The organism is Legionella feeleii (genome assembly GCF_001467625.1).
Classification (GTDB): Bacteria; Pseudomonadota; Gammaproteobacteria; order Legionellales; family Legionellaceae; genus Tatlockia; species Tatlockia feeleii.
This window is the reverse complement of the sequence record NZ_LNYB01000031.1, coordinates 96,116-119,813: the sequence shown is the minus strand read 5'-3', so window position 1 is coordinate 119,813 and position 23,698 is coordinate 96,116. Positions and strand designations below refer to the sequence as shown.

Genomic DNA, 23,698 nt, shown 5'->3' with positions numbered 1-23,698 from the left:
GTCAAATATTATACAATAATTTCACTTTTTATTCTTCCTTGTCTTTGACTTGAGCACGTGAGTGAGAAAATTATGGCTGTTCAGCAACAATTAGTTCAGAAAGCATTAAATGCATTAAAAAAAGCAGGGCAGCTTTCTGGTTCCGAAGGGGTAAAAAATCAAGCGATTCTGCTTGAAAACCAGAAAGATATTGAGAAACTTGAAGGAATTGCTAACGCTCTAGAGGTTTTAGAACGTGCGCGTATGCTTAACAATTTCCAAGGCAAAGCCAACTACCTGTGTCTTATGCAAAATCTGGATCATGTTGGGTCGATTGCAGAGGGAATGGCTGCGCTTGAGCATGCCAGATTGCTTCGCGGGTCTCAGGGGCAGTTTTACTTCGATCTTCTCATTCAACATAAAAAGTACGCCTCAAGTCTTGCCGCCGGTATTGTTGCGCTAACCAGTGCGAAGCTCGTTAAAGAATATTATACAGTGCTTGTTGCACATCCAGAGCATGCTAAAGATCTCGCTAGCGCTATTGTCACATTACACCGTGCAGGCCTCCTTAAAGGGGAGCATGGCATAGTGAATCTTGCTCTTCTAACAAAACATAAAGAAAAGGCTGAAGTCATTGCTCGAGCGTTATATTGGTTACAAGTAGAGGAGGACTGGTTAGTAGGTGGAGAGCCTCGACTTTTAACACAAGCTAATTTTAATGCTCTTTTCCTCTATCCAGAATTTTTGGAAGAAATTGCGCAAGAAATAGAAAATCTCGCTATTAGTGGATTGGTTGGAGGAGTAAAAGCAGGTTTTGCAGGTATTATCGATAATAAGCGAGTACAACGTGAAGCGCGGGAACGGGCTATTTTTGCTGCTTTAATTCCGCCAGTCGAAACAGTTGTTGCACAAGGTTTTTTTAAACCGGTGGCGCCTGCCACACCCAATTTACCAGTAGTACCGCTCGTCAGTTTGGTTTGTGAGTACTTACGTTAGACTTATCTTTTGAAGCGTCGGTACACAAACACCTTGGTATTCGTGTTTGTGTACTAACAAGTTAATTGGCATTTTGTTGCTGGTTTAGAAAATCGTGCGTTGCTAATTGATAAGTATTAAGAAAGTCGTCCTGAATCACAACGGCTTTTTTATTTATAGCAGTTAAATCAGTCGTTTGTTTTAGAACGCCTGTGCGGTAACTCCACCCTTGTGGCAGCTGCAGTTTAGAACCCAATTGCGTCAAGCTTGCAGCAGTTTGCGGCGTTTTCTCAACACTATAAGATTGCATCACAAAAACGCGACCTTTGGGATCAATCAGTTCATAGACTGGTTTGCCCGCTTTATAAACCCAGGTTGTTTGCCGATCGACAGTGTGATCATGATAAGGTTTGGCGCTACTAAGAATATCTGATAATCCTAACTGCAATACTCCTGCCTCACGCATGGCTAGACCAGAAATAATTTTTTTCTGGGGATTGACCAATTGCGAATTTTTCATGCCGTCGATTACCCAATAGCGAGGCCCATTAAGTTTTACATAGGCTGCTTTTGTCTCAGCTTTAACAGAACTAACCGAAATTTTATTCCATAGTTTAGGCGGGCAATCATTGAGCCCTATTGTATTGTAAACTTCCATTTTAAACATCGTTGGAGATAAGAGAATTTCACAGTATCGATTACCGCGAAGGCCATCGATATGGCCAGCATGCAAGAAAGCAGGTAGGCTAAATAGAACAGTTGCAAACAATTTTTTTCCCATGCATTCATTTAAGTTTTGCAACTTGGTTTTTAGGGAAAAAACACTATTCCTTGGTGTTAACATGTCTTATCTCCATAAGTGTTTAAGGCGATTTTCGCCGATCTCACTATAAATAGATAACAGTTATTTTTCAATTTTTTCAAACCATGAGCCATGCAATCCTTCGGGTACGCGCCGTGGTAATTGAATGACAGCAAGAGGTGCTTTCGTGATATCCAGAGCATCCAGAATCAAAAAGTCACTTGTGTTGCGTTTGGAATCGTAGGCAAAAAATACCAGATAGCCATCGTCTTCGCTTTGTGCTTGGGGTTTAGGTGCAAATACTACCTCACCAATCGAATATTGCTCACCAAAATCATGGACGGTGGTTGTTTTTGATGCCAAATCGTATTTTACCAACCCATTAAAAGTTGATGGTTTGAGTTGGTTGTTTAAGCGAGTCGGGGCATAAATAAAATGGTAAGGTTTACTATTATAGTGATTGTTAATTGTAGGAAATTCAACGATATAATTTGCAAGCAGCGAATCTTGAAAAGTTTTTTCCGTTAAATCGATTTCCATTCGATGCATTTGTGGTGGTGAACTGACAACATTATTTTGTACACCAAAATTCAAGCGACCATGGCGAACGTAATCGATGATGATTTTGTTCTCAATCTCATAAGCATTGGCAAAATGGAATACGAAAAAAGCATCTGTAGTCAACCAAAGCGGCGATTTATCTTTATCCTGTCGTGAGGCGATACCAATCCGAGTCCCTAACTCAGCGCGCCATTCCAAAACATTTCCGCCAGTCTCCACGGCTGCCAGATCGAAAACAGCCGGACAGTCGAAGAAAATCAAAAAATTTTTTGTTAAAACAAAATCATGCATCATAGTACTACACGATTTTTCTATAATGCGGCTTTCTATGAGATTCCCTTGCTGATTAACTTTGTGGCAAGTCAGGAAAGGAGGTTGAATATCATAGTTAATTAAATATAAGTCCTCCGTATCTGGATCTAAGCGTGTATGAGGGCCTACGGCAAGAGGGCGCGTTGTACCGGCCAGCCACTCACCAATCGTATTTAATTCATGATCCATTTCATACGCAGGCCCACCTTCCCACATTGCTAAATAATGCTGGGCATGGTGGATAATATGGATGAAAGCCCCATTTTTAAAAGGCCCAGGATCATCATTGGGTCCTATAAGTTGTGGATCGGGTGGAATCGGCATGGCAATACCGCTATAAATCGCACGACCTAATTTTTGTTCGAGTAGCAGGCCTTTGGTTTTAACGTAGCGGTTGCGATAACGAACGTCTTCACCTTCCAGGTACATGGCGTGGATCATACCGTCACCATCTAATGGAAAAGTATAGGAAATAGGAGCGAAAGCCGGGTTGGGTCCATTACGCATGTAGCAGCCCCGTAAATCAGAGGGAATTTTTCCCTGGACTACCAGGTTATGAAAGTCACTTTCCTCGTGAACAGGTGCAAAATTGTTTTGCAAAAAGGGATTCGCTTCATTGCGAAGTCGGCATTGCCGTTCGCGATACCAAAGGGGTAATTTTTTGGATAACCAAATGCCGATAATCATAGGAGTATAAGAAAGGATCTGATAAACGATTTCAGAGGCTGTTGTAGCTCCCCAGGGAATAAAATACATCACGGTAGAAAAGCTGAGGATAATCCCCCAAATAATAGTCAATAGTTGATTAACTCGCCAAAACCCTTTTGTATGCCAAACCTGCTTAGGGGTTTGCTCATAGGCATATTGTAAGGTAAAGGGTTTTCCGATTAATAATGAAATCCAGACAATAAGGGCTAAGGATAGGTTGGAAAGCATCCAGGCATTTTGGATCACCCAATTCATTTTAAATACAATCGTCAATACATAGATGGCGGCAAAAAATAATAGAGTCCCCCAACTTAAAATAAATCCTTTCAGAAGTTGGCGCCATTCGGTGAGTATCAAGACGAAGGTGGTAATTGTTAGTGTTAAAAGAATTTCTTTCTGAGATTGACCATAAAAAGTGGAAAAAAGAATCCAGGGTAAAAAACCTAAAAGAAGCTGCCACATGGAGGTTCCCCAATGATCCTTGCTTTGGATTTGGTTTTAATTATATATCAGCTTTGGAATTTTAATGCGAATAAAAAAAAATACGAGGTTGGGGAGGGCTAATAGTTTGTCACCCTCGCCGGAAAGTTTCAGAATTACTCCTTACGAGGGGGAGTTATAAGCTCTGATGTATCATGCTTGTGGTGCGTTAGTGGATGGACAACATCAGTAAAAAAGCTCATACCTTGCAAAACCATGTTACGTATGGATAGTCGCCGTTCAGTTGCAGTATGGGTTGATTCTGGCATTGTTTTACTCTTTTTCATTGCTGTTGTATCAATTTCGCTTTCACCAGGTCTTTTACCATGAGGAGGGTTTGGTTCTGATTTGGCAGATTCAGTTGCCGATTTATCGACAGCATGCATCACTGTAGCAGCTTTATCAGTATGGTTCTTTTCATGACCAACTGTTATGACATCATCACCAGCTTCGTGGCTATTACTTTCCAGTGCTACCATTTCTATTTCGTAGCCTATCTCTGAAATGCCAGAGTCAGTCTCAGTTGACTCTTCTAAACTCGGTTGCTTGTCGGTTTCTAGTTTTTTTGCTTTTGCCTGGCCATCAATTAAGTCTTCAATGCCTTCTAAAAACAATAACTCCTCTGAAGTTTCTTCAATGCCATCCACGACTTCAAGGTTGGCTTTAGAGCCAAAATTCAACGCATACACACGTAAAGAGAGTACTACCGAACAGAAAATTCCAAGTGCTACAGAGGTCTTTAATACAATCGGTTTATCCTGGAAGTCATTATGTAAGCTAACTTCGAGGAAAGAGATAGTAAGAATATAACCAATCAGCTTTTGACCCTTGTTTAATCCGGAGAAGAAAGCACGTACCACATCAAGCCATTCCGTGTAAAATCCAGTACCAGGGGTCGCCGCCATGGTATGAGTCTCAATTAATTCTGCTAAAATTCGGTTGGCTTTGGAGTAAACATCTTCCAAGGCCATATGTGGCTGATTAGGATTTTCCTGAGCTTTAGTTAGTTTTTTATAATACTGCGATAAAGAGTAAATAGTAGAGCCCACTAAAAGAGCGACCCCTATAACAGCGTTACTCACTAATAAAGCAGTAGGGACGGCACTAAAGAACATCAAGGAAGTCATAAGCATTTTGGTAACAACGGCATAAACTGCCAAACCATTTTTTACGCCACGAAGAGCATGATTGACCATGCCCGCAGTTTTAGCATTCAGCTCGTCACCGAGATGGATAATTTCTGCAGCAAGTTCTGCATATTGCCGAGTGAGTTCCTCTTGTTGTATTCGCTGTGAGTCTTTGTCTGCCTCTGGAACCTGAGTACTCTTGAAAAGAGCTAATTGAGCATTCAAGATGCCCAGTTCCTGTCTCTTTAGTTGTAATTTGACTCCCAACGTTTCGAGTTCCAAACCGCGTTGGTATTCATATTCTTCATAAACCCGAGCAGTAATAGCAGCAGTTGACAAGACAATACAAACGGATGCTACAGGAATAAAAGCCGGAGATGTAAAACCCATTAAAGCCAGTGGAGCAATATAATAGGCCAAGCCTTCGAGCATTCCATTATAAGCAGCTGATAAATAAGCATATCTTTGCTGAGCATTCATTTCGGAAGGTATTTTATCGTAAAACTCTTTAAGAGTACCTTTTCGCTCTTTAAGTAGATTGATATCCAGCTTTTCAGCGTCATTCAATTCATGCGCAGCAATGTCTTTTAACAAAGTTTTAAAATTATTCTTTAATTCTTTTCGTTGATCTTGCAAACGCCGGAACCAAATGCGGTTTAGTACGGATGCGCTACCTACCAATAATCCGGCAGGCATCATCATGGAATTTAAGCTGGTTTCGTGGAATAGTGCTGCAACTTTCAGTGCGTTGCGTACGCCTTTGTTCGCATTTTTCAATTCACTAATGACATTCCGGCAGTAGGGCCATAAGGTCATAATAGCCTGCCTGTAAGGCCTCGGATCATCTTCTTCCGTTTTATTGGCGAGCAGTGATAGACCAATGAATGCGACTGATTCTACAGAGGCAATAGCTATTCCACTAGGAGTTAAAAGCCAGTCACGTAGTGGATTGGCAGAACCCTTGTTAGAGGCAAAGATATCAGAAAACCATTTAAGACCAGTATAGGCCAGGATTTCAGCATCTAATAATGCATATAAAGTATAGACATAACCAATGTCATGGACTCTCTTGGCAAAACGAGAGTGGTTTAAAGCGATGCGATTGCTAAATGAGTCACTTCTGACCAGGCCTGGTCGACCGGGTTCTTTTGACTTTGCAATCAACTCGCCAGTAGTCTGGCCATTATCAAGCGTTTTAACTTTTTTATTCATATGAGGGTCAGTCATTAGTTTGTTCTATTTCTTAAACAATTACACCTAATTCTAGCGCAATAGTCTTATAGAAATATTAAGTGAATTAAATTTATTTGGCATGATTAAAAAAAATCCGAAATATTTGTTGTCCCCAGGGTGAATTCTGTGAAGAAATTAACGAGCAATAATTTTCGTTTAACATCTTATTTCTAAACGATTAGTTCCTCGCTAAATGCATAATAATAGAGATATTTTTTTTATTCTTTTCTTATAGTTGATATAATATAAAAATGATAGCGTTATTCAGTTGGCTACTATAAAGTAAACATAATGATGTATTATTATACAATATGTGTCTTTTTTATAAAGAATGAGCAATCATGAAGTATCGTAAAGTCCCCTCTAGTCCTATTAATAATTACGAATTAGTTAATTATACCGATTTTGTTCAACAAATTTGCAAACATCTTTTTAAAATAACGGGTATTAATCATTTCAGTTATGTTGAGATGAATGAGCAGGGACAGTTTTTTTGGGTAGGCAGTAATGGGGATTATTTAGAAAAATGCATTGATAATCAATTGGTTATAAACGCACCTCTTAGTATTTTAAAAACCTATCCTAAAAGCGGACTTTACCTGATTGATGTCTATCAAGAGGAATATAAACAACATAGTTTGCCGGTTTTTGAATTATTGAGCCAGTTTAATTATGGCCATTCATTTAGAATACTTGAAATTATTAATAACCAGCGATTCAAACTTTATTCATTTGATGCTCCACTTGAAAAACATGAGATTAATCATGTTTATCTCAATAATCTTGAAATATTTAAAAAATTTAATATTTATTTTGATGAGAGAATTGCCCCAGTTAAAAACGAATTAATAAAATGCCATATAGATAGTGATAATTACGCAGAATGCATAGGGCTGATTAATACTTTCTTCGAAAATAATTTTTTGAAAACTACTTTTCATGGAGATTTTGATAAAAATAATTATGTACAGCTTACTCCTCGTGAAAAAGAAATTTTATTATGGTTTGTCAAAGGTAAAACTTCTGATGAAACTGCGAGTTTGTTGAATATTTCGAGACGTACTGTTGAACGTCATTTTGAAAATTTACGTGAAAAATTTGGTTGTTTTTCAAAAAACCAATTAGCTCTGAAACTAAGAAATATTTTAGAGGGAACATAAGCCTCAGACAAAATGCTGATTATTGGCTATACTAAGAGTGTATGGCCTTGGGAGGCTAGTAAAGCTCCTGGTCAGCAACAAGAACCACCTGTTGGTGGTTCTTGCTTTTTATTCAGTAGATAAACGAATTAAAATTATCCGTGCATTTCATGAAATTCCTTCCACTCAAAATCTACATAATTTTCAAGTAGTCTCTTAATTTCGTTTTGCACTTCTGTCTTAGTACGGTATTCTGTGTGAAACTTTTGAGGTGGTGTAAGTCCTTTTTTGTCCAGGCAACATACTACATAGCCATCCGCTTTATATAAGTTAGTAGGGCCGGATACAGGCTTTATATCATAAAAAACTTTAAATCCTTTATAAATATACTGGGCCATTTGCCACTCCTCTTCCGTGGTTATTAAACTTGACAATTAACCGGTGAAATAGATTACTGTGTTCTACTTTTCTGTAACGACCTCCAAGCGGTTTATCTTTCATTTTGCTCCCCGGGGAGAATTCAGAAAATGAGTGGCTATAAACCTGGCTATAGTGGCTAGAAATCCTGTCTGCCCCATATAGTTTGTCTGTACGAGCTTGTTAGCTATACGATTTAGAATAATTCGCATGAGTTTTATACGTAGATAATTAATTAATAATCTATAAAGCATCGAACCTTTCCTCTTATGAATGTTATTTAATTAGTATAGTTGATTATGGACTGTTTAGTGTTATGGCAAATTAGTAGCATTTTGTGGGGATGTGTCAGTAGAAAAATGAAGCAGGTATTTGTGATAATCCTCTTTAAAGGCTTCACTATTTTGATAGTCAAGTAAGGCTGGATTAATAATACTTAATAGCTTGAAATTATTTCGATTCACCGCTATACCTATCCCAGCACCAAAAGTTATAGGTTCGCCCATAGCCCTTAAGGATCCCGATGAGTTCATATGCCAGTAATGCGCAGTAGGGTTATCAACGAATGCAATGTCTATTGCTCCCGATCTTAAAGCCTGAATCATCAGGTTATCATGCTCAAATAAGATAACTTTAGGCTTCTTGACTCCCATCATTTTAATAAGTGATAAAAAGGCATTATCAGTAATACCAATTTTTTTATTATCTAACAAATCGATATCGAAAGGTTGAGCAGCTAATTTTGCAGGACCAAGAAAGCGAGCCTGGCTAACTAAATAGGGCAAGGAGAAATTAACTTGTTGGAGTCTTTTTACCGTGATGATAATTGAACTTACTGCCAAATCAGCTTGCCTGTTTCGGACTCTTTCAATCAATCGATTGTTTGGTGTAGCAATAAATTGACAGGTGTAGTTAATCCTCCTGCAAACATCCTCCATCATAGCGATATCAAAGCCATAGAATTGGTTATTGCCTATTTGCATGACGAAAGGGGGATCATAAATTGCAACAGCAATTTTAAGCACTTTCTCTTGAGCCGTTAGCAATGGTGAAATAAAAATACAGAATAAAATCATCGTGAAACGATATATTTTCATGTCCTTTATCATCGTATTTGGGATGATTACTTAAAAGTATAGATAAAATTGCCTATAAAACAACCAGGATTCACATAGCCTATACATTCTAAGACTGGCTAAGAAGAGTGATTGGTGTTCATACAATCTGACAGTAGTTTTTGTATCTTTTCTAAACCTAATTGTTGCATTGTTGCAATATTTTTTTCGGGGATTGTTGACGTATCGCCATAATAATCAATCGCTTTATCAACACTTTCTTCGCGCAACAAGTGGAGCATTGGGTAAGGTGATCGGTTTGTATAGTTTGAAACATCATTGAAATCAACATCAGCAAAACAATAATCGGGATGAAAAGAGGCTATTTGATAAATGCCTTCATAACCACTCTGCACCAGTAGTTGCTCAGCCAGATCAACAAAATCCAGATAATGAAAAAAATCTGTAAATAATCTGGGAAAAATCATCAAAGTAGTTTCTACTTCTCGTTGTTGATCTAAAACCTCAATTTCTGACATCACCTCAGTGAGGGCGGCTTCTTCTTTTGCAGTAAAACTGACCTGAAATCTCACCGAGCCTTTATTTATCTCCCTTTTAGCAAAAGGACAGATATTGAATTTGATAATAAATGAATGAATCCAATTCTGAGTTTGACGGATAATTAATTCGCTCGATTCGGACATCAGGAATCTCAACTGATCTATTTTTCAGGTATTCTAATCCATTTTCTTTCTTATTCAATAATCGGTTCTATACTATGGCTATGGGTGTCTAGCAAGCGATTAATGGACGAATCATGAAGACATTACTAAATGGATTAGTAAGCATTTTTCTGTTTACTTTACTTGGAGCGGCTTTCAGTAGCGAAAATACAGCCAATAAATACCTCTTACCTTCGCCGTATCCTGTTTATGTTCTCGAAAGTGAGGGCGTTATCAATCACCCCTACCCCGGCGCAATACAAAGAATGCTACCCACAGACAATAGTTATAACCAAGTCCCAGGTTGTTATATTGCTTGTTATTCACATAGTCCCGGTATTTATGAGGTAGGGCCAAATATTTCAGTGATGGGCCAAATTCGTGTTCGCGGAGTTTATCTGGGGCGGATCTGTCAACCACACGGCTATAAAAATCAGGATATTAGTGCAGCTGGCGAATTCAAAAGACTGTGTTCGCAAAAGATAGATGCTTGTAGAGCAACTGAATGTTGGGCAGGGGGGGATACGGGTGGTTGGTTTGGTATTCAACCCTAAGGGAGGACGCCGTCCTTAATTATTTCTATATCTTGGTACTTATCCTACTGGCGTGTATGCATCGCTGCGATGCTCGGAAATCAAACCGCGCTTAAAGCTTAGTCCTCGGAGAGAAACTTAACTTCCTCCATCATGGCACTAATACGAGCCTGTAGATAACGGTCATTTTTGGCGAGTATTTTTGCCTGTTTTAGTTGCCGCATAGCATCTCGTCGGCGGCCTTGTAAAAGTTGACATTGCGCCTGAGTAAAATAAGCATAACTTTTTTGCTTGGATGCAGCTTGTGCTTGCGCAAGCTCTTCGCAAAGGGGTAAATCTCTTTTGAATAGTCTTGAGCCTTTGAGTAATACAGAGGCTGCTTGCTCAGCTTTCCCTGCTGCCAGCAATCCCTGAGCATGAGCCATGATTGCCGCGTAATTTTCCGGGTAGTTGGCTTGTAGATCACTCAGTCGTTTTAACGCAATTTCAAATTGCTTGCTCCCGGTTTCGGCCTGCGCCATGGCAATTTGATAAAAAAGATTATCGTGATCCTGGGCGAGTAGGGAAGTTAAACGTGCCTGTGCCTGTTGGAACTGATTTGTATCGAGTAGTGCTAATGCATAACCATATTGGCAGGCTGGACCACTATTGCGTTTTTGACATTGAATTTGATAATAATCAAGCAATTGCTTGTTATTGTTGGTGACTGAAACGCGAATCAATTCTTTAAACAAACGATAATTCAGACTATCTGTATATTGTGTTTTCCCCAAATTCTGACTGCGGTTTTCTGCCTCAGCAATACGCTCCTCATCCAGGGGGTGAGTTCTTAAGATGGCAGGAATATTGGCTGTGTAGTAATAACGAGAGTTCTGTTGCATTTTCTTGAAAAAACCAGCCATACCACGGGGATCTAAACCTGATTTTATAAGCATACCAATGCCGATTCGATCCGCTTCTTTTTCATTGGCACGGGTAAAATTAATATTATCTTGCGCAAAACCAGTCATGGAGGCCATCAATGCTCCGCTACCTAGCGTAGGGTTAACGACGCCCAAGGCGGCGGATGCTAACAACGAGGCAAGGAGGGGGATACGCATCTGTTTCTCATGCTCAATCCTCTGGTAGAGATGATGAAGGCGAACGTGAGCAATTTCATGAGCCATAACAGCGGCTAATTCACTTTCATTATCAGTGGCAAGAATTAATTGCGTATTAATACCAATATAACCGCCCGGACCGGCAAAGGCGTTGATCTCATTTGATTTAACAATAAAAAAATAGGGCGTAGGCATATGGGCTAAGCGTGCCAGTTTTTTACCTAAATGATTAATATACTGATTGGCCAGGGCATCGCGCTCGATACTGTCTGACTGGTTAATTAACTGAATAAATTCTTTTTCTAACTCTTCAAGCTCACGAGTCGAATAAGGGGAAAAAGCAAGCCCTGTAGTTGGTAATAGCTGAATAAAAACGAGAAAAAAACACAAGCAGCCGCGCATGAAACCTGAAGAAAATCCCTGTCGTTTAAAAAGTCGCAATAAGTTCATAGACTTGCTCTTCGATTAAACAAGCTCATTACTTGAGCAATTATTAACGGCTCACCAAGTGGCGACCAAATGGCTTTCAGCGTTGATTGGTTACAATCTGGCATCCAAGGTCTATGACAATAGTAACATGGACTTATCATACCATAGACAACAGGGGCGATGAAAAATAATCGCCCTTTTTAAATTTATGCTTTTAGGCAAAACGGAATTGTGCCTGATTTTCTTTGATTTGCTTTTTGGATAGTTCATTCTTGTTGCTGAAAAGTCCTAATCCCTTGAGATATTCTGTTTTTATACCAGCACCAAAAACAAATTCATCATCAGTTGCAAAGGTAACAGGCTGTTCGACATCAGAATAAACCCCTGTCACTGGATGGGGCGATTTTTCTTTATGCCAGTTAAGTTTGCTATGACAGGTAGGGCATACTTCAATAGGAATATTTAATGCGCGAATTCGATTTTTCTGCTCGAGAGTTAAAAAAATACAGTGACCTAGCCTCACTTTGCCAAAAAGTGGATTTGCTTGTTGTGGGGCATTGGTTTTTACCCAAGCCTCCAGAGCGGATAAGATGGTATCTGTATCTTCGCGTTCAACAGCCGTATCAGCCTCTCCCATATGAATTGCCAACCCAACCTTCGAGTTCAGTGCCAACTCGATTAATTGCTCCAGCTCCTTACCACGTAAGGTTCTTGGTGCAATCGGATTGCCAGAGATATCAATCCCTTTAAGCACGCCTTCTGGGCTTTGAACGACTCGCTTGATAAAATGTTGTGCTTCTGAAAAACTATGGACAGTTCTATCCAGGCTTAACAAACCAAACGCTTTTTTAGACGTGGATTGGGTTGCAGCCAATAAGCCTTGTTCAAACGCATCGATATAATCATCCTTGGATTTATCGGTCATTTCTTTTGGAGTTGTTCTTATCTCCATATATTTAGCCGCAGAACTACGGATAACATCCAGCGTACCCAAACTGATATCTTCGGGAGTTTGTATAATTGCTTGAATTAAAGCAAATATTTCCCAGATAGAATTGATATCTTCCTTGGCATAACCTTCTTCAGGTTGCTTTTGGGTTTTGTTTAGATAGGCCTCTCGCAAGGCTACAAGTCTCATATATTTATCTAAACAACCGTTCTTTTTGGCAACCTCATAGAGATATGGAAGACTAAAACTTCCATTGAGATGGCAATGCAGATCGCTGGTATTTTGTTCAAACATAATGATTTTTCGAGAAAATTAAAAAATTAGCGGAAAAATATTTTTTTATATATACAATATTCCCTCTAACTTTACTACCTTATCTTACATGACATTACATCAACCTCAGACTACTCAAAAATTGAATAATTTGTTATCATCTCCGCATTTTTCTGTAGTGATTTAACTATGCACAAATACTTTATGCTGGCCGCCCTCGAACAAGCCTGGTTCGGACGGGGTAATTGTGCGCCAAATCCCAGCGTTGGAGCTGTTGCTGTACACAAAGGCGAAATCATCGCTCGTGCTTGGCATCAAGGGGCTGGAACTGCCCATGCCGAGCAACTTCTGGTAGCGAAAATTCCAGCAGGTTTACAGGATGTCAGTCTCTATGTCACTCTGGAGCCTTGCAATCATTGGGGAAAAACGCCGCCTTGTGCGATGGCTATTCTTGGTCATGGTATTACACAGGTGATTTACGGTTTTTCTGACCCTAATCCTATTGTCCGGGCAAATAATACCCCTGAAATATTACGCAAGAATGGCATTGAAGCCTTACATTATCCTATACAGGAAATTGATGCGTTCTATCAAAGCTACAATCATTGGACAAAGACAAAACGCCCCTGGGTTACGGCCAAGATAGCACAGACTTTGGATGGCAAAATTGCCGGCGTTGATGGGCAGCGGTGTCGATTGTCGAATGCAGATTGCGCTGAATTTACCCACCAGCATCGCTTGTATACCGATGTGATTTTAACTACAGCGAAAACAATTGCTCAGGATGATCCCTTACTGAATGTTCGTTTAAAAGATAGGGAGCAAGGTAAACGCCTGGCAATTATAGATAGTCGCTTGTCTTTAAGTAAAAATGCCAGGATTTTTAGCAGTGCTGAACATTGTCATATTTTTCATGATGAAAATTATGCAGTAACTAACCCTTTCTCTAATTGCAGCTATTACGGTATTTCTGCTCGAGAAGGATTACTTGATTTGGCGCTTGTAATCAATCAATTGGGCGAGTTGGGATACCATGATGTTTGGGTTGAAGCAGGGGGCGCATTATTTTCTGCCTTGCATCGTGAGAAATTGGTGCAGCGAACCTATCTTTATCTCGTTCCTGAGGTACTCGGAGAAAATGCAACGCCAGCATTCCAGGGAGAGGTCTGTTTTACTACCAAGCAAGCCGTATCGTGGCAGGTGAAGTCTGACAATGTAATAGCATGTCTTGATTGGCAAGAGGAGGAGACATGTTTACAGGTTTGATAGAACAGCAGGGGGAGGTGTTGGCTAATATTAGCGGTAAGGTAGCCAATCGTCTGTTGATTAAATCTCCCTTTGCTGATTTACAAACAGGCGAAAGTATTGCTGTGAATGGTGTATGCCTAACCTTGCTACCCGATTATGAGCAATCATTAGCTTTTGATGTTTCCCCTGAGACACTGCGCCTCACTACACTGGGGCAATGCCGCGCTGGTATGTTGGTGAATCTTGAGCGAGCTATGCTGGCTTCCGCTCGTTTTGGGGGGCATTATGTGAGCGGGCATGTCGATACGACAGCGCGTCTGAAGGCTATTGCCCCGATAGGTGAGTATGTAGAGTTGGTTGTTGGTGATTTTGCAACCTGTGCTAGCATGTATCTCTTGCCTAAAGGAAGCATTACTTTGGAGGGAGTGAGTTTAACCATCAACGCAGTGAACGAAGACAACATCAAGTTGATGTTAGTCCCACATACTTTGGCAAAGACCACATTGGGCCAATTAGAAATTGGTCAACGTTTAAATGTGGAATTTGATTATTTGACTCGGATCGTGGCACATCAGCTCAAGATCGCAGGACAATTAAAAAATGAGGTTGAAGCATGACAAATCCCTTTGCAACCATTGAGCAGGCAATTTCGGCATTAAAAGCGGGTCGTATGATTATGTTACTGGATGATGAATTGCGCGAGAATGAAGGGGATTTAGTGATTGCTGCGCAACATATTACCCCTGAAGCAATTAATTTTATGGCTCGCTTTGGTCGGGGCCTTATCTGTTTACCAATGGCTAGTGAATTGATTGATAAATTGCAGTTGCCTATGATGGCACAGAAAAATCGTTCCCCCTATGGTACGGCATTCACTGTTTCGATAGAGGCTGCCAGTGGCGTATCGACTGGGATTTCGGCTTACGATCGTGCCCACACAATTCAAGTGGCGATTGATTCTGCCAGTGGACCTGAATCAGTTATTTCTCCTGGACATGTATTTCCTTTGCGGGCGAGGGCAGGTGGTGTTTTAGAACGGGCAGGCCAAACAGAGGGCAGTGTCGACCTAAGCATTCTTGCAGGACTGAAACCTGCAGCGGTCATCTGTGAAATTATTAATGATGATGGCACAATGAGCCGGCGTGATGAATTAGCGTGTTTTTCTCGCAAACATGATATTCCGATGGTCACTATCAAGGATTTGATTGAGTATCGTATTCGCCATGAAACGTTGGTAGAAGAGGCTGCGACGACACGTATTCCTTTGCAGAATCATGGCGATTTCTCCATGACTGTTTTTCACAATAAGCTGGATTTAGCAGAGCATTTTGCCCTTATTAAAGCGCCCAAAGTAACCAATAAAATACCGTTGGTGCGTATTCATTCTGAATGTATTACTGGTGATGTATTTGGCTCTTGCCGTTGCGATTGTGGCGCACAATTACAGCAGGCTATAAGTCAGATCGCTGAGGAAGGCGGTATTCTCCTTTATTTGCGTCAAGAGGGCCGGGGGATCGGTTTGGCTAACAAGCTCAAGGCTTATGCTCTGCAAGAGCAAGGGTTTGATACTGTAGACGCGAATTTGCAGTTGGGATTGCCAGCTGATAATCGCAATTATGCCGTTGCGTTTCAAATTCTAAAATATTTAGGTGTGGATACATTGCGTTTATTAACGAACAACCCGCATAAGGTCGAAGCCATTGAAAAATATGGTTTGAAAGTAAGTGAACGAGTTCCTTTATTGATTCAACCCACTCGGGAAAATCGCGGTTACCTAAAAACCAAGCAAGAAAAACTTGGTCATTTATTGACAGTTGAATAGGGATGATTATGAAGCATATTAGAGCTGAAGCGTCTGGCACGGTAAAATCCTTCCCCATCGCACTGGTTGTGAGTTCGTTTAACCATGCAGTGACAGAAGAGTTGAAACGTGGTGCGTTGCAAAGATTAAATGAATGTGGTTTTGAGGCGAAGGATATTATTGTGGTCGAAGTACCTGGCGCTGTAGAGATTCCTATTGTTGTTAAACGCTTGGCAATGCAACAACAAGCCGATGTAATCATTGCCCAAGGCGCTGTTATTCGGGGTGAAACCAGTCATTATGATTATGTGTGCGAGCAAGTCAGTAATGGTTGTCAGCGTGTAGCCCTGGATTACAATATCCCTGTTATTTTTGGTGTTTTGACGACAGACAGTGATGAGCAAGCTTGGGATCGTCTTGGTGGTAAACATGGTCATAAAGGGGTAGAGGCGGTCGATTGTGCGATTGCAATGTATAAAATTTTAAATCAATTGGATACCTTGACTAAGTAATATTGAATCCCGGGTTTCGGCTATGGCTGCTCCCGGGCTTCGATGGGTACGCTTATAATAGCCTGGATGAAAGCCGGTATTTTAAACTGGCAAAATGTAATAATAAGGCCAAAGCATTAAGATTTTCCTGATCAAATTAAGGGATTTTAGTTTGATGAGGAAATAGTGTGTTATTTCTGTTCTTCTTTTGTTAAAATTAAATCCCGTTTACATGCGATCTTTTTATTCCGCTTGTGCGGCGGTTTCGGCATTCCAAACGGGGTCATCTATGACAAATTATATTTTCATTACCGGCGGTGTAGTTTCCTCGCTGGGTAAAGGTATTGCTGCAGCGTCATTAGCAGCCATTCTCGAAGCACGTGGTTTAACAGTCACGCTTATTAAACTGGATCCTTACATTAATGTTGATCCTGGGACTATGAGCCCTTTTCAGCATGGTGAAGTGTTTGTGACTCACGATGGCGCCGAAACAGATCTTGACCTGGGTCATTATGAACGTTTTGTGCGTACTACCATGACCAAGCGCAATAATTTCACTTCCGGAAAAATTTACGAAACAGTGATCAAAAAAGAACGTCGGGGTGATTATTTAGGCGGAACAGTACAAGTCATTCCTCACATCACTAACGAAATTAAGCGTTCTATCAAGCAAGGTGCTGACAACTTTGATGTGGCAATGATTGAAATTGGGGGTACTGTTGGAGATATTGAGTCCTTGCCTTTTCTTGAAGCTATTCGTCAAATGCGAATTGAACTTGGTTCACAGCGCTCTCTGTTTATTCATCTGACTTTAGTTCCTTATATCGCTACTTCAGGTGAAACAAAAACAAAACCAACACAACATTCAGTAAAAGAATTACGCTCGATTGGTATTCAACCCGATATTTTGATCTGTCGTTCTGAGAAACCTCTTTCTTTAAGTGACAGAGCAAAAATCGCGCTATTTACCAACGTAGAAAAGGAAGGGGTTATTTCCTTAGAAGATGCCAAGAGTATTTACCAAATTCCCATGATTCTGCATGACCAAGGTTTGGATGAGATTGTGGTGAAAAAATTAGGCCTGACGCTTAAGCCGGCTGATTTACATGAGTGGCAACGAGTTGTCGATGCGCAAGCTATCCAGACAATGACGGTCAAAGTGGCTATGGTGGGTAAATATACCGAGTTAAATGATGCCTATAAGTCGATTAATGAGGCTTTGCTGCATGCAGGGATTCATACACAAACAAAAGTGGAAATTGTTTATATCGATGCTGAATTAATAGAAAAACATGGTACTGAATTGCTTGCTTCTGTTGATGCCATTTTAATACCTGGCGGTTTTGGTGAGCGGGGTATTGAAGGAAAAATCAGAACAGTACAATATGCGCGCGAAGAAAAAATTCCTTTCCTGGGTATTTGTTTAGGCATGCAAACAGCGGTTATTGAATATGCTCGTAATGTCGTGGGGCTTAAAGGAGCCAACTCGACTGAATTCGATAAAACGACACCTTATCCTGTTATTGGCTTGATCACTGAGTGGATGGCAGAAGATGGCAGTATCAATCTGCGTGATGAAAATACGGATCTTGGCGGCACCATGCGCTTAGGTGCTCAGATGTGTCAACTTGATGTGGATTCCCAGGCCTATAAGATTTACAACAAACCACAAATTGTGGAACGGCACCGGCATCGCTATGAAGTTAATAATCAATTTGTTGATGCGTTGGTAGAAAATGGGTTAACTGTTTCGGGACGTTCTGCGGATAATACCTTGGTTGAAATGATTGAGCTACACGACCATCCTTGGTTTGTGGCTTGTCAGTTTCATCCGGAATTTACGTCTACACCGCGAGATGGCCATCCACTTTTCCAGCAGTTTATTTTAGCGGCGCGTAGTTATCACGGACAAAAGGAGAAAGCATGAAATTATGTGATTTTGAAGTAGGTATTGATTCTCCTTTATTTCTGATAGCAGGCCCTTGCGTTATTGAAAGTGAAGCACTTGCTCTGGAAACAGCTGGTTATCTAAAAGAAATATGCGGCCAGTTAAAATTACCTTTTATTTATAAATCCTCTTTCGACAAGGCAAATCGCTCGTCAATGAACAGTTATCGTGGCCCTGGATTTGAGAAAGGTTTATTGATTTTAGAAAAGGTCAAACAACAGATTGGTGTGCCTGTATTGACTGACGTTCACGAAGATACCCCCTTGTTAGAGGTTGCCAGTGTTGTGGATGTATTACAAACCCCCGCATTCTTATGCCGTCAGACCAATTTTATTCAAAAAGTGGCCGCAATGAATAAGCCTGTGAATATCAAGAAAGGGCAGTTTTTATCTCCTTGGGATATGAAACATGTTGTTGCCAAAGCTAAGGCAACGGGGAATGAACAGATTATGGTTTGTGAACGTGGTGTAAGTTTTGGTTACAACAATTTAGTTTCTGACATGCGCTCCTTACAAATTATGCGTGAAACAGGCTGTCCTGTGGTCTATGATGCCACCCATTCTGTTCAGCTACCTGGTGGCAATAATGGCGTATCAGGCGGGCAACGTGAATTCGTCCCTGTATTGGCCAGGGCAGCTGTCGCCGCAGGGATTGCTGGTATTTTTATGGAAACCCATCCGAACCCTGATCAAGCACTTAGCGACGGGCCAAATAGCTGGCCATTGGACAAAATAAAACCTTTATTGGAAAGCCTAATGGCGATTGATAAAGTATTTAAAACCAGCGAAATTTTTTAAACGATGGCTCTCCGCGTTGCGGGAATTATGTACCCACTATTTGGCTACAATATAGGCAGGTAAATAATTGCATTGTGAGACGTTAATATGTCTATTGCTATCTTTGTATTTCTTGCAATGCAAGATTATTTAAAACTTGATAAAGCCGAAAAAACTATTGTCGATTTACTGGCTATTCCTGATGTCACGAATATTGATTTTGAGGCTCTAAAATTAAGTAAAGAAATGCATCGAGCTGAGGAATTGGATTAATGTATTTACTGGATACGAATGTAGTTTCTGAACGGTGCTGTCAAGTTACAAATTGGACCGGGAATGTTTCTACGCCCAGTTCTTTTTATCTGTAATTAGTATCTTGGAGCTTGAAACAGGGATATTAATTAATATGCATTTTGACGCTTCATTATTTATCCTTAGTTCATATTGGTGTGCCTTAGAAGCAACGTCAACGGAATATAGTGTTACTTGAGCACTACAGATCATCGGATTATTCAAAGTGATGCATAAAAAAGGAAAAATTCCCCTATTCTTAAGTAAACATTAATTTTTTAAAGCAATTATTACTTGGTATTCAAAAGGTTGATAAGTCTTTAGAAAGTGAGCAATTTATCGAATTGATGAAATCCGTTATTTCGACGTCTGATTTGGGCTTGGTAACCCAATTTTTTCAATTACCACAGGCAGAGGGGCTTCCTAATAAAGGCATCTTTGAACTCCTGGAATTTGCAAGAAAATATGAGAGTCAAGCTGTTGTTAATTATTTGGAAGACCAAAAGAAATTAGAGGTGACTACGAGATTAGCTCCTGTTGAGCAGGCTTTAGTGGAGCTAAGAATAAAATTGACTGTTGTAGATCAGTATAATTATGCTAGAGCCCATAAAGAAGCCAATCGCTTATTAGAGAGATTGGAATCAAGCCGGGATAGATACAGAGATAAGTTATCTAAAGAAGAATTTAGCATTAAAATGGAAAAAGACTTTCAAGCAGAATGTGTGAGCGCGATAAGAATTGCCAAACCAATTTTGGAAAATGATCTTGATTGGGGTGATTATATCCAAAATTTACTTAAAACCTTTGCTAATAAAATCTTTGCTACTGTAGGTAAAGAGCATTTATTCTTTCAACTTATTGAATCTGAATCCTTAAAAGCAGTTAAATCAGGCGTAAGAGAGATGATGCCAAATAATAATGATGTCGCCGTGACTTTAGGTTTTCAGTTTTAGGCAACTCTATTTTAGATTAAGTTGAGGCCAACACGCGATGGCCTCTCAGGTAGCATGTAATGGCATTCGGGTCTACGCTGTTACTCTTGTCCAGGCCTGAATATAGGGATTTGTATAACCTTCAATGGCAGCGACCTTGGATGCCCATTGTTTTTCCCAGGCGTCGGGAGGAAAACGCTTATCCCATATTTCAAATAATTGTCTTTGCGCGGCACTGAGCTTGATGTTGTATTTATCAGCCATGAATAAATTAGCACGTGCTACGACTCCTTTAATGTGATCATCGGGCTCGACTTGACGTAATTTTCTATCAATCTTAAAAGAGCAACCTAAAAAATCGGTATTGCCTGCCAGTTCAGCGTAGCGGTAATTAGAACGCGCCTGATTGACGACTCCTTCAGCAGGCCATAAATTATAAAGCTCGGCTTCGGCTTGCTTAAAATCAGGATCTATTTTTTCACAACATCGTCGTCCTTTATAAGGCTTACCGTCTTTCCTGCATAAGGCTTCTCGCCAACATTTGAATTGCTTGCCAAAATTTTCAGCTGGCATCATGTGTTCCCATTCAACACGTGCAGCACGTTTATGGGGCTGTGCTGCGTTCATATGACAACTTGCCAGATCAATTTGATGTTGCTGATTGTACGTGCAGCCACAATAGAGTGTTTCACGATGAGAATCAAAAATCGCTGTAGCTTGACGCTTGGCTTGTTGAAAGTCATGAGGTGGTTTTGCAAAAGAGGATAGACTTAATAAAAATAAAAAAATACCTGTATTAATAATGAGTTGAGTATTTTTTTTAAAATGAAATGAATAATTCAAGTTTTAAACTCCTGATTAAATAAACTGATTCAGCAGATTGTGAGAACGCTTTTGAGGGCTAATTACGCAAGTACTGACAGGTTGTTTTCAAAGCACAGCGATCTTATCAGGAGTTGATTGTATCAAAAAATAACACAGATAAATTTTTTTAGTCATTCAATAAAATTAGGATGGAATGCTGGTGTGAATCTTTATCCCAGGTTTCGTATTCGGGTCTAAGATTTACATTTTCGGTGGAAATCTTTACAGTGAAATAATATCTAACCGTATTGATTTCAATATCATTTTAAAAGGAATTATGATGAGTACTGTCCTAATCTCTGGATTTGCCCGTTCATTTATATCCGGTGAGCCTATCGCGGATGCAACGATTACTGTTGTTGAAAATGAAGCGATAGCGTTTAAGACGGATGCTAATGGACGATTTGGGCCCTTTGAATGGCCTGTTGGGAAAGCCATTACCTTACGTTTTGAGAAGCCAGGGTCTTTCTGGTCTGGCTATAGGACAACACAAACAGCAACGCTGATACCCCCGCCAGAGGGAATAAACAATGAAAATTATTTAAAGAACATTTCATTTCAGGTGCCTTCAAACCTGGCTTATACATTCCTTTCTTTCGCCATGGGTGTGACTGAAGATCCACAAGCCTGCCAGATTGCTGCAACCATTACACCTCCAGACACAACGATGGATGATATTCCACAAGGTGTTGAAGGCGTTAAAGCCACTTTATCACCGGATGTTAATAGAAAGCCTTTTTATTTTGGTATATTCCCTGTTATCCATAAAACCAATCCCTTTATTAGAACACTGGAAGCGACTTCACTGGATGGTGGTGTTGCTTTTCTCAATGTCCCACCCGGTGATTACACCTTGGAAGTAACAAAAGACAATATCCCATTTTCTAAAGTTACTATTAAAGCGAGAAAAGGGGTTGTTGTGAACGCAAGCCCGCCCAATGGTCCAACGATGCTGCAAGAGCTGCAAGCGCAGAGAGCGGAAGAAAAACCAAATCACTTCAGTTTCTTCAAACCTGCGCTAGTACTCGGTGTAGCGGCTGTAGGTGCTTGTATCGCTGGAGCTGCTGCCCTCAGAAGATAAGAGTGAGAAAATGCAGTATCCATCCTCATTAGAGCCAACAGCTAGATATTAGAAATGGTAGTCTGGTTCGGCTCCGATTCTGGAGGGGTGTACTTAATACCATATACGTCTAGGGTTTTTAAATTAGGATTGCCATCTTCTGTTAATAATACATCAGTTATAAATTGGCTCAGATCGACGCGTTGTGACATATCTACTTTAGCGTGAGGGCCAATTCGGCTGAGCATTTCAAAGACTGTATTTGCATCCAGTTGCTTATGTTGACCCAACTCAATGAACTTGCTGGCAGACTCCATGCATTTTCCTATAGTACCCGATATATCCTCATACAGTGCTTTGTCTTTGGGGCTTAATTCTTGATAGTGTTTGCTGCGCTCTATGTCAGAGGTGCAGGTCTTATAAAGTTCAGTAAGTGTCATCTGTGAACTATCAAAAGCCAATAAACCTTGCTGAAGCTGCGTTAATGCCTTCTTCAAAGCAGAGTTTTGAAACATTGGCTGGTTGGAAAGGGACTGAATTTTGGTCTTAAGAAAATTATCTGCCAGGTGATCTTTAATAGAGTTACCGAAAATAATGAGTATATGTTGCTGATCTTCGAGTAAGTTAGGATCAAACCAACTGACGTCCTGAGTCGCGGGTTGGGTATAGTATGCTTGAGGAAAACTACAAAGATGTAACGCATCTGTCCAGTCCCGATAAGCTTTCTTGAGGGAGTTTACCAGTGCCAGGGGACCTGATACGTTGATAGTAGAACTTCTTCGGGCACTAAATCCTGAGCTAACAGCTTCTCGATTGGGATTGCGGTGTGCTTCGAGTAACTGAGGCGAACCTTTATACAAACGCCTATAATTTTCTTTTATTGATTCCATGTAATTATGAAGGTCGACTGAGCCTGGAGCAGCCGCTAGCAAATCATTGTTGTAAGTACCAAGATAACTATGAAATAAAAAATCATTTTTGGCCTTAAATAGTTTAGGCAGAGGTTTACCTGGCGGCATATCGCGTGCATCGTAATAGACTCCACCATCAGTATCCAAAATGGTTGCTCTTAACATATCAGAGGCTGCGGCAAAATTCGGGTACTGGCCTGCAATCTCATCATCGTAATATTGTCTGTAGATCATTCTTGCATAGACATCAGGGCGACGAATGTAATTGGCATGTTTAATTTTCCAAGGCGGATTGGGATTTACATCACATAGTTTAATGTTATTCTTTTTAGCCCAGCTTAAGAGCTCCAGGAGTTCGGGTTTAGCGTCCGGAGCGTACGTTGATGAATCTATCCATAAATTGCTTTCGTAATCTTTGTTTTTTGAGCTCCAGGCAAGAATATTAGATCGATCTTCTTCATCTAGAACTTTACCAAGCCAAACAGCGTGTAACTTATTCGGAATAATATATCTTTCTTCGTCGATCTCTGTCTTGCTTTCCATCCTGACCTCATTGGATTTTTAACCTGCCGATTATGTTAA

At 40.3% G+C, this 23,698-nt stretch carries 22 protein-coding genes; 12 read left to right on the top strand and 10 right to left on the bottom strand.

Features of this window, described 5'->3' with window-relative positions:
* The first annotated feature begins 72 nt into the window (after window positions 1-72).
* A complete protein-coding gene (locus Lfee_RS05665; protein ID WP_058444749.1) occupies window positions 73-975 on the top strand; it encodes a hypothetical protein in 903 nt (300 codons plus the stop codon).
* Window positions 976-1,036: 61 nt separating this feature from the next.
* Here Lfee_RS05665 and Lfee_RS05660 read toward each other — a convergent pair whose 3' ends face one another.
* From Lfee_RS05660 to Lfee_RS05650, 3 genes are all read right to left on the bottom strand, one after another.
* The gene (locus Lfee_RS05660) at window positions 1,037-1,798 is read right to left on the bottom strand and encodes a YggN family protein (RefSeq protein WP_058444747.1); all 762 of its coding nucleotides are present in this window, start codon (window positions 1,796-1,798) and stop codon (window positions 1,037-1,039) included.
* Between the two features lie 60 nt (window positions 1,799-1,858).
* Complete coding sequence (locus tag Lfee_RS05655; protein ID WP_058444745.1) at window positions 1,859-3,799, bottom strand: carotenoid oxygenase family protein; 1,941 nt, start codon at window positions 3,797-3,799, stop codon at window positions 1,859-1,861.
* 134 nt (window positions 3,800-3,933) lie between these two features.
* On the bottom strand, window positions 3,934-6,156 hold the full coding sequence (locus Lfee_RS05650; RefSeq protein ID WP_146751375.1) for a hypothetical protein: 2,223 nt from the start codon (window positions 6,154-6,156) through the stop codon (window positions 3,934-3,936).
* A 362-nt stretch (window positions 6,157-6,518) separates the two neighbouring features.
* On the opposite strand from Lfee_RS05650, the gene Lfee_RS05645 reads away from it, so the two are divergent.
* Window positions 6,519-7,337, top strand: coding sequence for a helix-turn-helix transcriptional regulator (locus Lfee_RS05645; RefSeq protein ID WP_058444741.1), 819 nt, complete (start codon window positions 6,519-6,521; stop codon window positions 7,335-7,337).
* Between the two features lie 134 nt (window positions 7,338-7,471).
* Here the strand turns inward: Lfee_RS05645 and Lfee_RS05640 are convergent, their stop codons facing one another.
* From Lfee_RS05640 to Lfee_RS05630, 3 genes are all read right to left on the bottom strand, one after another.
* Window positions 7,472-7,714 carry a hypothetical protein gene (locus Lfee_RS05640; RefSeq protein ID WP_058444739.1) on the bottom strand — a complete coding sequence of 81 codons (243 nt, stop codon included), beginning with the start codon at window positions 7,712-7,714 and terminating at the stop codon, window positions 7,472-7,474.
* 333 nt (window positions 7,715-8,047) lie between these two features.
* A complete protein-coding gene (locus Lfee_RS05635) occupies window positions 8,048-8,830 on the bottom strand; it encodes a transporter substrate-binding domain-containing protein (protein WP_064088327.1) in 783 nt (260 codons plus the stop codon).
* Window positions 8,831-8,928: 98 nt separating this feature from the next.
* Window positions 8,929-9,492: a DUF1415 domain-containing protein gene (locus Lfee_RS05630; protein WP_058444735.1), complete on the bottom strand. Its 564-nt coding sequence runs from the start codon at window positions 9,490-9,492 to the stop codon at window positions 8,929-8,931.
* Between the two features lie 113 nt (window positions 9,493-9,605).
* Here Lfee_RS05630 and Lfee_RS05625 point away from each other — a divergent pair, with 113 nt between their 5' ends.
* A complete protein-coding gene (locus Lfee_RS05625) occupies window positions 9,606-10,064 on the top strand; it encodes a hypothetical protein (protein WP_058444733.1) in 459 nt (152 codons plus the stop codon).
* 98 nt (window positions 10,065-10,162) lie between these two features.
* Here Lfee_RS05625 and Lfee_RS05620 read toward each other — a convergent pair whose 3' ends face one another.
* Entirely contained in the window at window positions 10,163-11,545 is a 1,383-nt protein-coding gene (locus Lfee_RS05620) for a M48 family metalloprotease (RefSeq protein ID WP_238584871.1), read from the bottom strand.
* 241 nt (window positions 11,546-11,786) lie between these two features.
* The gene (locus Lfee_RS05615; protein ID WP_058444729.1) at window positions 11,787-12,815 is read right to left on the bottom strand and encodes an amidohydrolase family protein; all 1,029 of its coding nucleotides are present in this window, start codon (window positions 12,813-12,815) and stop codon (window positions 11,787-11,789) included.
* Between the two features lie 168 nt (window positions 12,816-12,983).
* Between Lfee_RS05615 and ribD the strand changes: the two genes are divergently transcribed.
* The 8 genes from ribD to Lfee_RS05580 all read left to right on the top strand — a co-directional run bounded on the left by ribD (window position 12,984) and on the right by Lfee_RS05580 (window position 20,302).
* A complete protein-coding gene (ribD, locus tag Lfee_RS05610; RefSeq protein WP_058444727.1) occupies window positions 12,984-14,060 on the top strand; it encodes a bifunctional diaminohydroxyphosphoribosylaminopyrimidine deaminase/5-amino-6-(5-phosphoribosylamino)uracil reductase RibD in 1,077 nt (358 codons plus the stop codon).
* Entirely contained in the window at window positions 14,045-14,659 is a 615-nt protein-coding gene (locus Lfee_RS05605; RefSeq protein WP_058444725.1) for a riboflavin synthase, read from the top strand. Before ribD ends, Lfee_RS05605 begins: the two co-directional genes overlap by 16 nt.
* Window positions 14,656-15,864 carry a bifunctional 3,4-dihydroxy-2-butanone-4-phosphate synthase/GTP cyclohydrolase II gene (locus tag Lfee_RS05600; RefSeq protein WP_058444723.1) on the top strand — a complete coding sequence of 403 codons (1,209 nt, stop codon included), beginning with the start codon at window positions 14,656-14,658 and terminating at the stop codon, window positions 15,862-15,864. The genes Lfee_RS05605 and Lfee_RS05600 overlap by 4 nt, the downstream gene beginning before the upstream one ends.
* 8 nt (window positions 15,865-15,872) lie before the next feature.
* Window positions 15,873-16,355 (top strand): 6,7-dimethyl-8-ribityllumazine synthase, encoded by a 483-nt coding sequence (gene ribH / locus Lfee_RS05595; RefSeq protein WP_058444721.1) that lies wholly within the window; start codon window positions 15,873-15,875, stop codon window positions 16,353-16,355.
* 268 nt (window positions 16,356-16,623) lie between these two features.
* Window positions 16,624-18,261, top strand: a complete 1,638-nt coding sequence (locus tag Lfee_RS05590; protein WP_058444719.1) for a CTP synthase — start codon at window positions 16,624-16,626, stop codon at window positions 18,259-18,261.
* Window positions 18,258-19,079 carry a 3-deoxy-8-phosphooctulonate synthase gene (gene kdsA / locus Lfee_RS05585; RefSeq protein ID WP_058444717.1) on the top strand — a complete coding sequence of 274 codons (822 nt, stop codon included), beginning with the start codon at window positions 18,258-18,260 and terminating at the stop codon, window positions 19,077-19,079. Before Lfee_RS05590 ends, kdsA begins: the two co-directional genes overlap by 4 nt.
* A gap of 87 nt (window positions 19,080-19,166) precedes the next feature.
* The gene (locus Lfee_RS16920) at window positions 19,167-19,331 is read left to right on the top strand and encodes a hypothetical protein (protein WP_156413361.1); all 165 of its coding nucleotides are present in this window, start codon (window positions 19,167-19,169) and stop codon (window positions 19,329-19,331) included.
* Window positions 19,332-19,729: 398 nt separating this feature from the next.
* Window positions 19,730-20,302 (top strand): hypothetical protein, encoded by a 573-nt coding sequence (locus Lfee_RS05580; RefSeq protein WP_193786943.1) that lies wholly within the window; start codon window positions 19,730-19,732, stop codon window positions 20,300-20,302.
* A gap of 72 nt (window positions 20,303-20,374) precedes the next feature.
* On the opposite strand, the gene Lfee_RS05575 is transcribed toward Lfee_RS05580, so the two are convergent.
* On the bottom strand, window positions 20,375-21,124 hold the full coding sequence (locus Lfee_RS05575) for an endonuclease (RefSeq protein ID WP_238584869.1): 750 nt from the start codon (window positions 21,122-21,124) through the stop codon (window positions 20,375-20,377).
* A gap of 301 nt (window positions 21,125-21,425) precedes the next feature.
* Between Lfee_RS05575 and Lfee_RS05570 the strand changes: the two genes are divergently transcribed.
* Window positions 21,426-22,226, top strand: coding sequence for a carboxypeptidase regulatory-like domain-containing protein (locus Lfee_RS05570; RefSeq protein ID WP_238584868.1), 801 nt, complete (start codon window positions 21,426-21,428; stop codon window positions 22,224-22,226).
* A 41-nt stretch (window positions 22,227-22,267) separates the two neighbouring features.
* Here Lfee_RS05570 and Lfee_RS05565 read toward each other — a convergent pair whose 3' ends face one another.
* Window positions 22,268-23,659, bottom strand: a complete 1,392-nt coding sequence (locus Lfee_RS05565; RefSeq protein WP_058444711.1) for a TcdA/TcdB catalytic glycosyltransferase domain-containing protein — start codon at window positions 23,657-23,659, stop codon at window positions 22,268-22,270.
* Window positions 23,660-23,698: the final 39 nt, after the last annotated feature.

Coding starts and splice junctions, on each gene's coding strand:
- Lfee_RS05665 (WP_058444749.1), top strand. CDS start 73: ATGGCTGTTCAGCAACAATTAGTTCAGAAAGCATTAAATGCATTAAAA.
- Lfee_RS05660 (WP_058444747.1), bottom strand. CDS start 1,798: ATGTTAACACCAAGGAATAGTGTTTTTTCCCTAAAAACCAAGTTGCAA.
- Lfee_RS05655 (WP_058444745.1), bottom strand. CDS start 3,799: ATGTGGCAGCTTCTTTTAGGTTTTTTACCCTGGATTCTTTTTTCCACT.
- Lfee_RS05650 (WP_146751375.1), bottom strand. CDS start 6,156: ATGAATAAAAAAGTTAAAACGCTTGATAATGGCCAGACTACTGGCGAG.
- Lfee_RS05645 (WP_058444741.1), top strand. CDS start 6,519: ATGAAGTATCGTAAAGTCCCCTCTAGTCCTATTAATAATTACGAATTA.
- Lfee_RS05640 (WP_058444739.1), bottom strand. CDS start 7,714: ATGGCCCAGTATATTTATAAAGGATTTAAAGTTTTTTATGATATAAAG.
- Lfee_RS05635 (WP_064088327.1), bottom strand. CDS start 8,830: ATGAAAATATATCGTTTCACGATGATTTTATTCTGTATTTTTATTTCA.
- Lfee_RS05630 (WP_058444735.1), bottom strand. CDS start 9,492: ATGTCCGAATCGAGCGAATTAATTATCCGTCAAACTCAGAATTGGATT.
- Lfee_RS05625 (WP_058444733.1), top strand. CDS start 9,606: ATGAAGACATTACTAAATGGATTAGTAAGCATTTTTCTGTTTACTTTA.
- Lfee_RS05620 (WP_238584871.1), bottom strand. CDS start 11,545: ATGCGCGGCTGCTTGTGTTTTTTTCTCGTTTTTATTCAGCTATTACCA.
- Lfee_RS05615 (WP_058444729.1), bottom strand. CDS start 12,815: ATGTTTGAACAAAATACCAGCGATCTGCATTGCCATCTCAATGGAAGT.
- ribD (WP_058444727.1), top strand. CDS start 12,984: ATGCACAAATACTTTATGCTGGCCGCCCTCGAACAAGCCTGGTTCGGA.
- Lfee_RS05605 (WP_058444725.1), top strand. CDS start 14,045: ATGTTTACAGGTTTGATAGAACAGCAGGGGGAGGTGTTGGCTAATATT.
- Lfee_RS05600 (WP_058444723.1), top strand. CDS start 14,656: ATGACAAATCCCTTTGCAACCATTGAGCAGGCAATTTCGGCATTAAAA.
- ribH (WP_058444721.1), top strand. CDS start 15,873: ATGAAGCATATTAGAGCTGAAGCGTCTGGCACGGTAAAATCCTTCCCC.
- Lfee_RS05590 (WP_058444719.1), top strand. CDS start 16,624: ATGACAAATTATATTTTCATTACCGGCGGTGTAGTTTCCTCGCTGGGT.
- kdsA (WP_058444717.1), top strand. CDS start 18,258: ATGAAATTATGTGATTTTGAAGTAGGTATTGATTCTCCTTTATTTCTG.
- Lfee_RS16920 (WP_156413361.1), top strand. CDS start 19,167: ATGTCTATTGCTATCTTTGTATTTCTTGCAATGCAAGATTATTTAAAA.
- Lfee_RS05570 (WP_238584868.1), top strand. CDS start 21,426: ATGAGTACTGTCCTAATCTCTGGATTTGCCCGTTCATTTATATCCGGT.
- Lfee_RS05565 (WP_058444711.1), bottom strand. CDS start 23,659: ATGGAAAGCAAGACAGAGATCGACGAAGAAAGATATATTATTCCGAAT.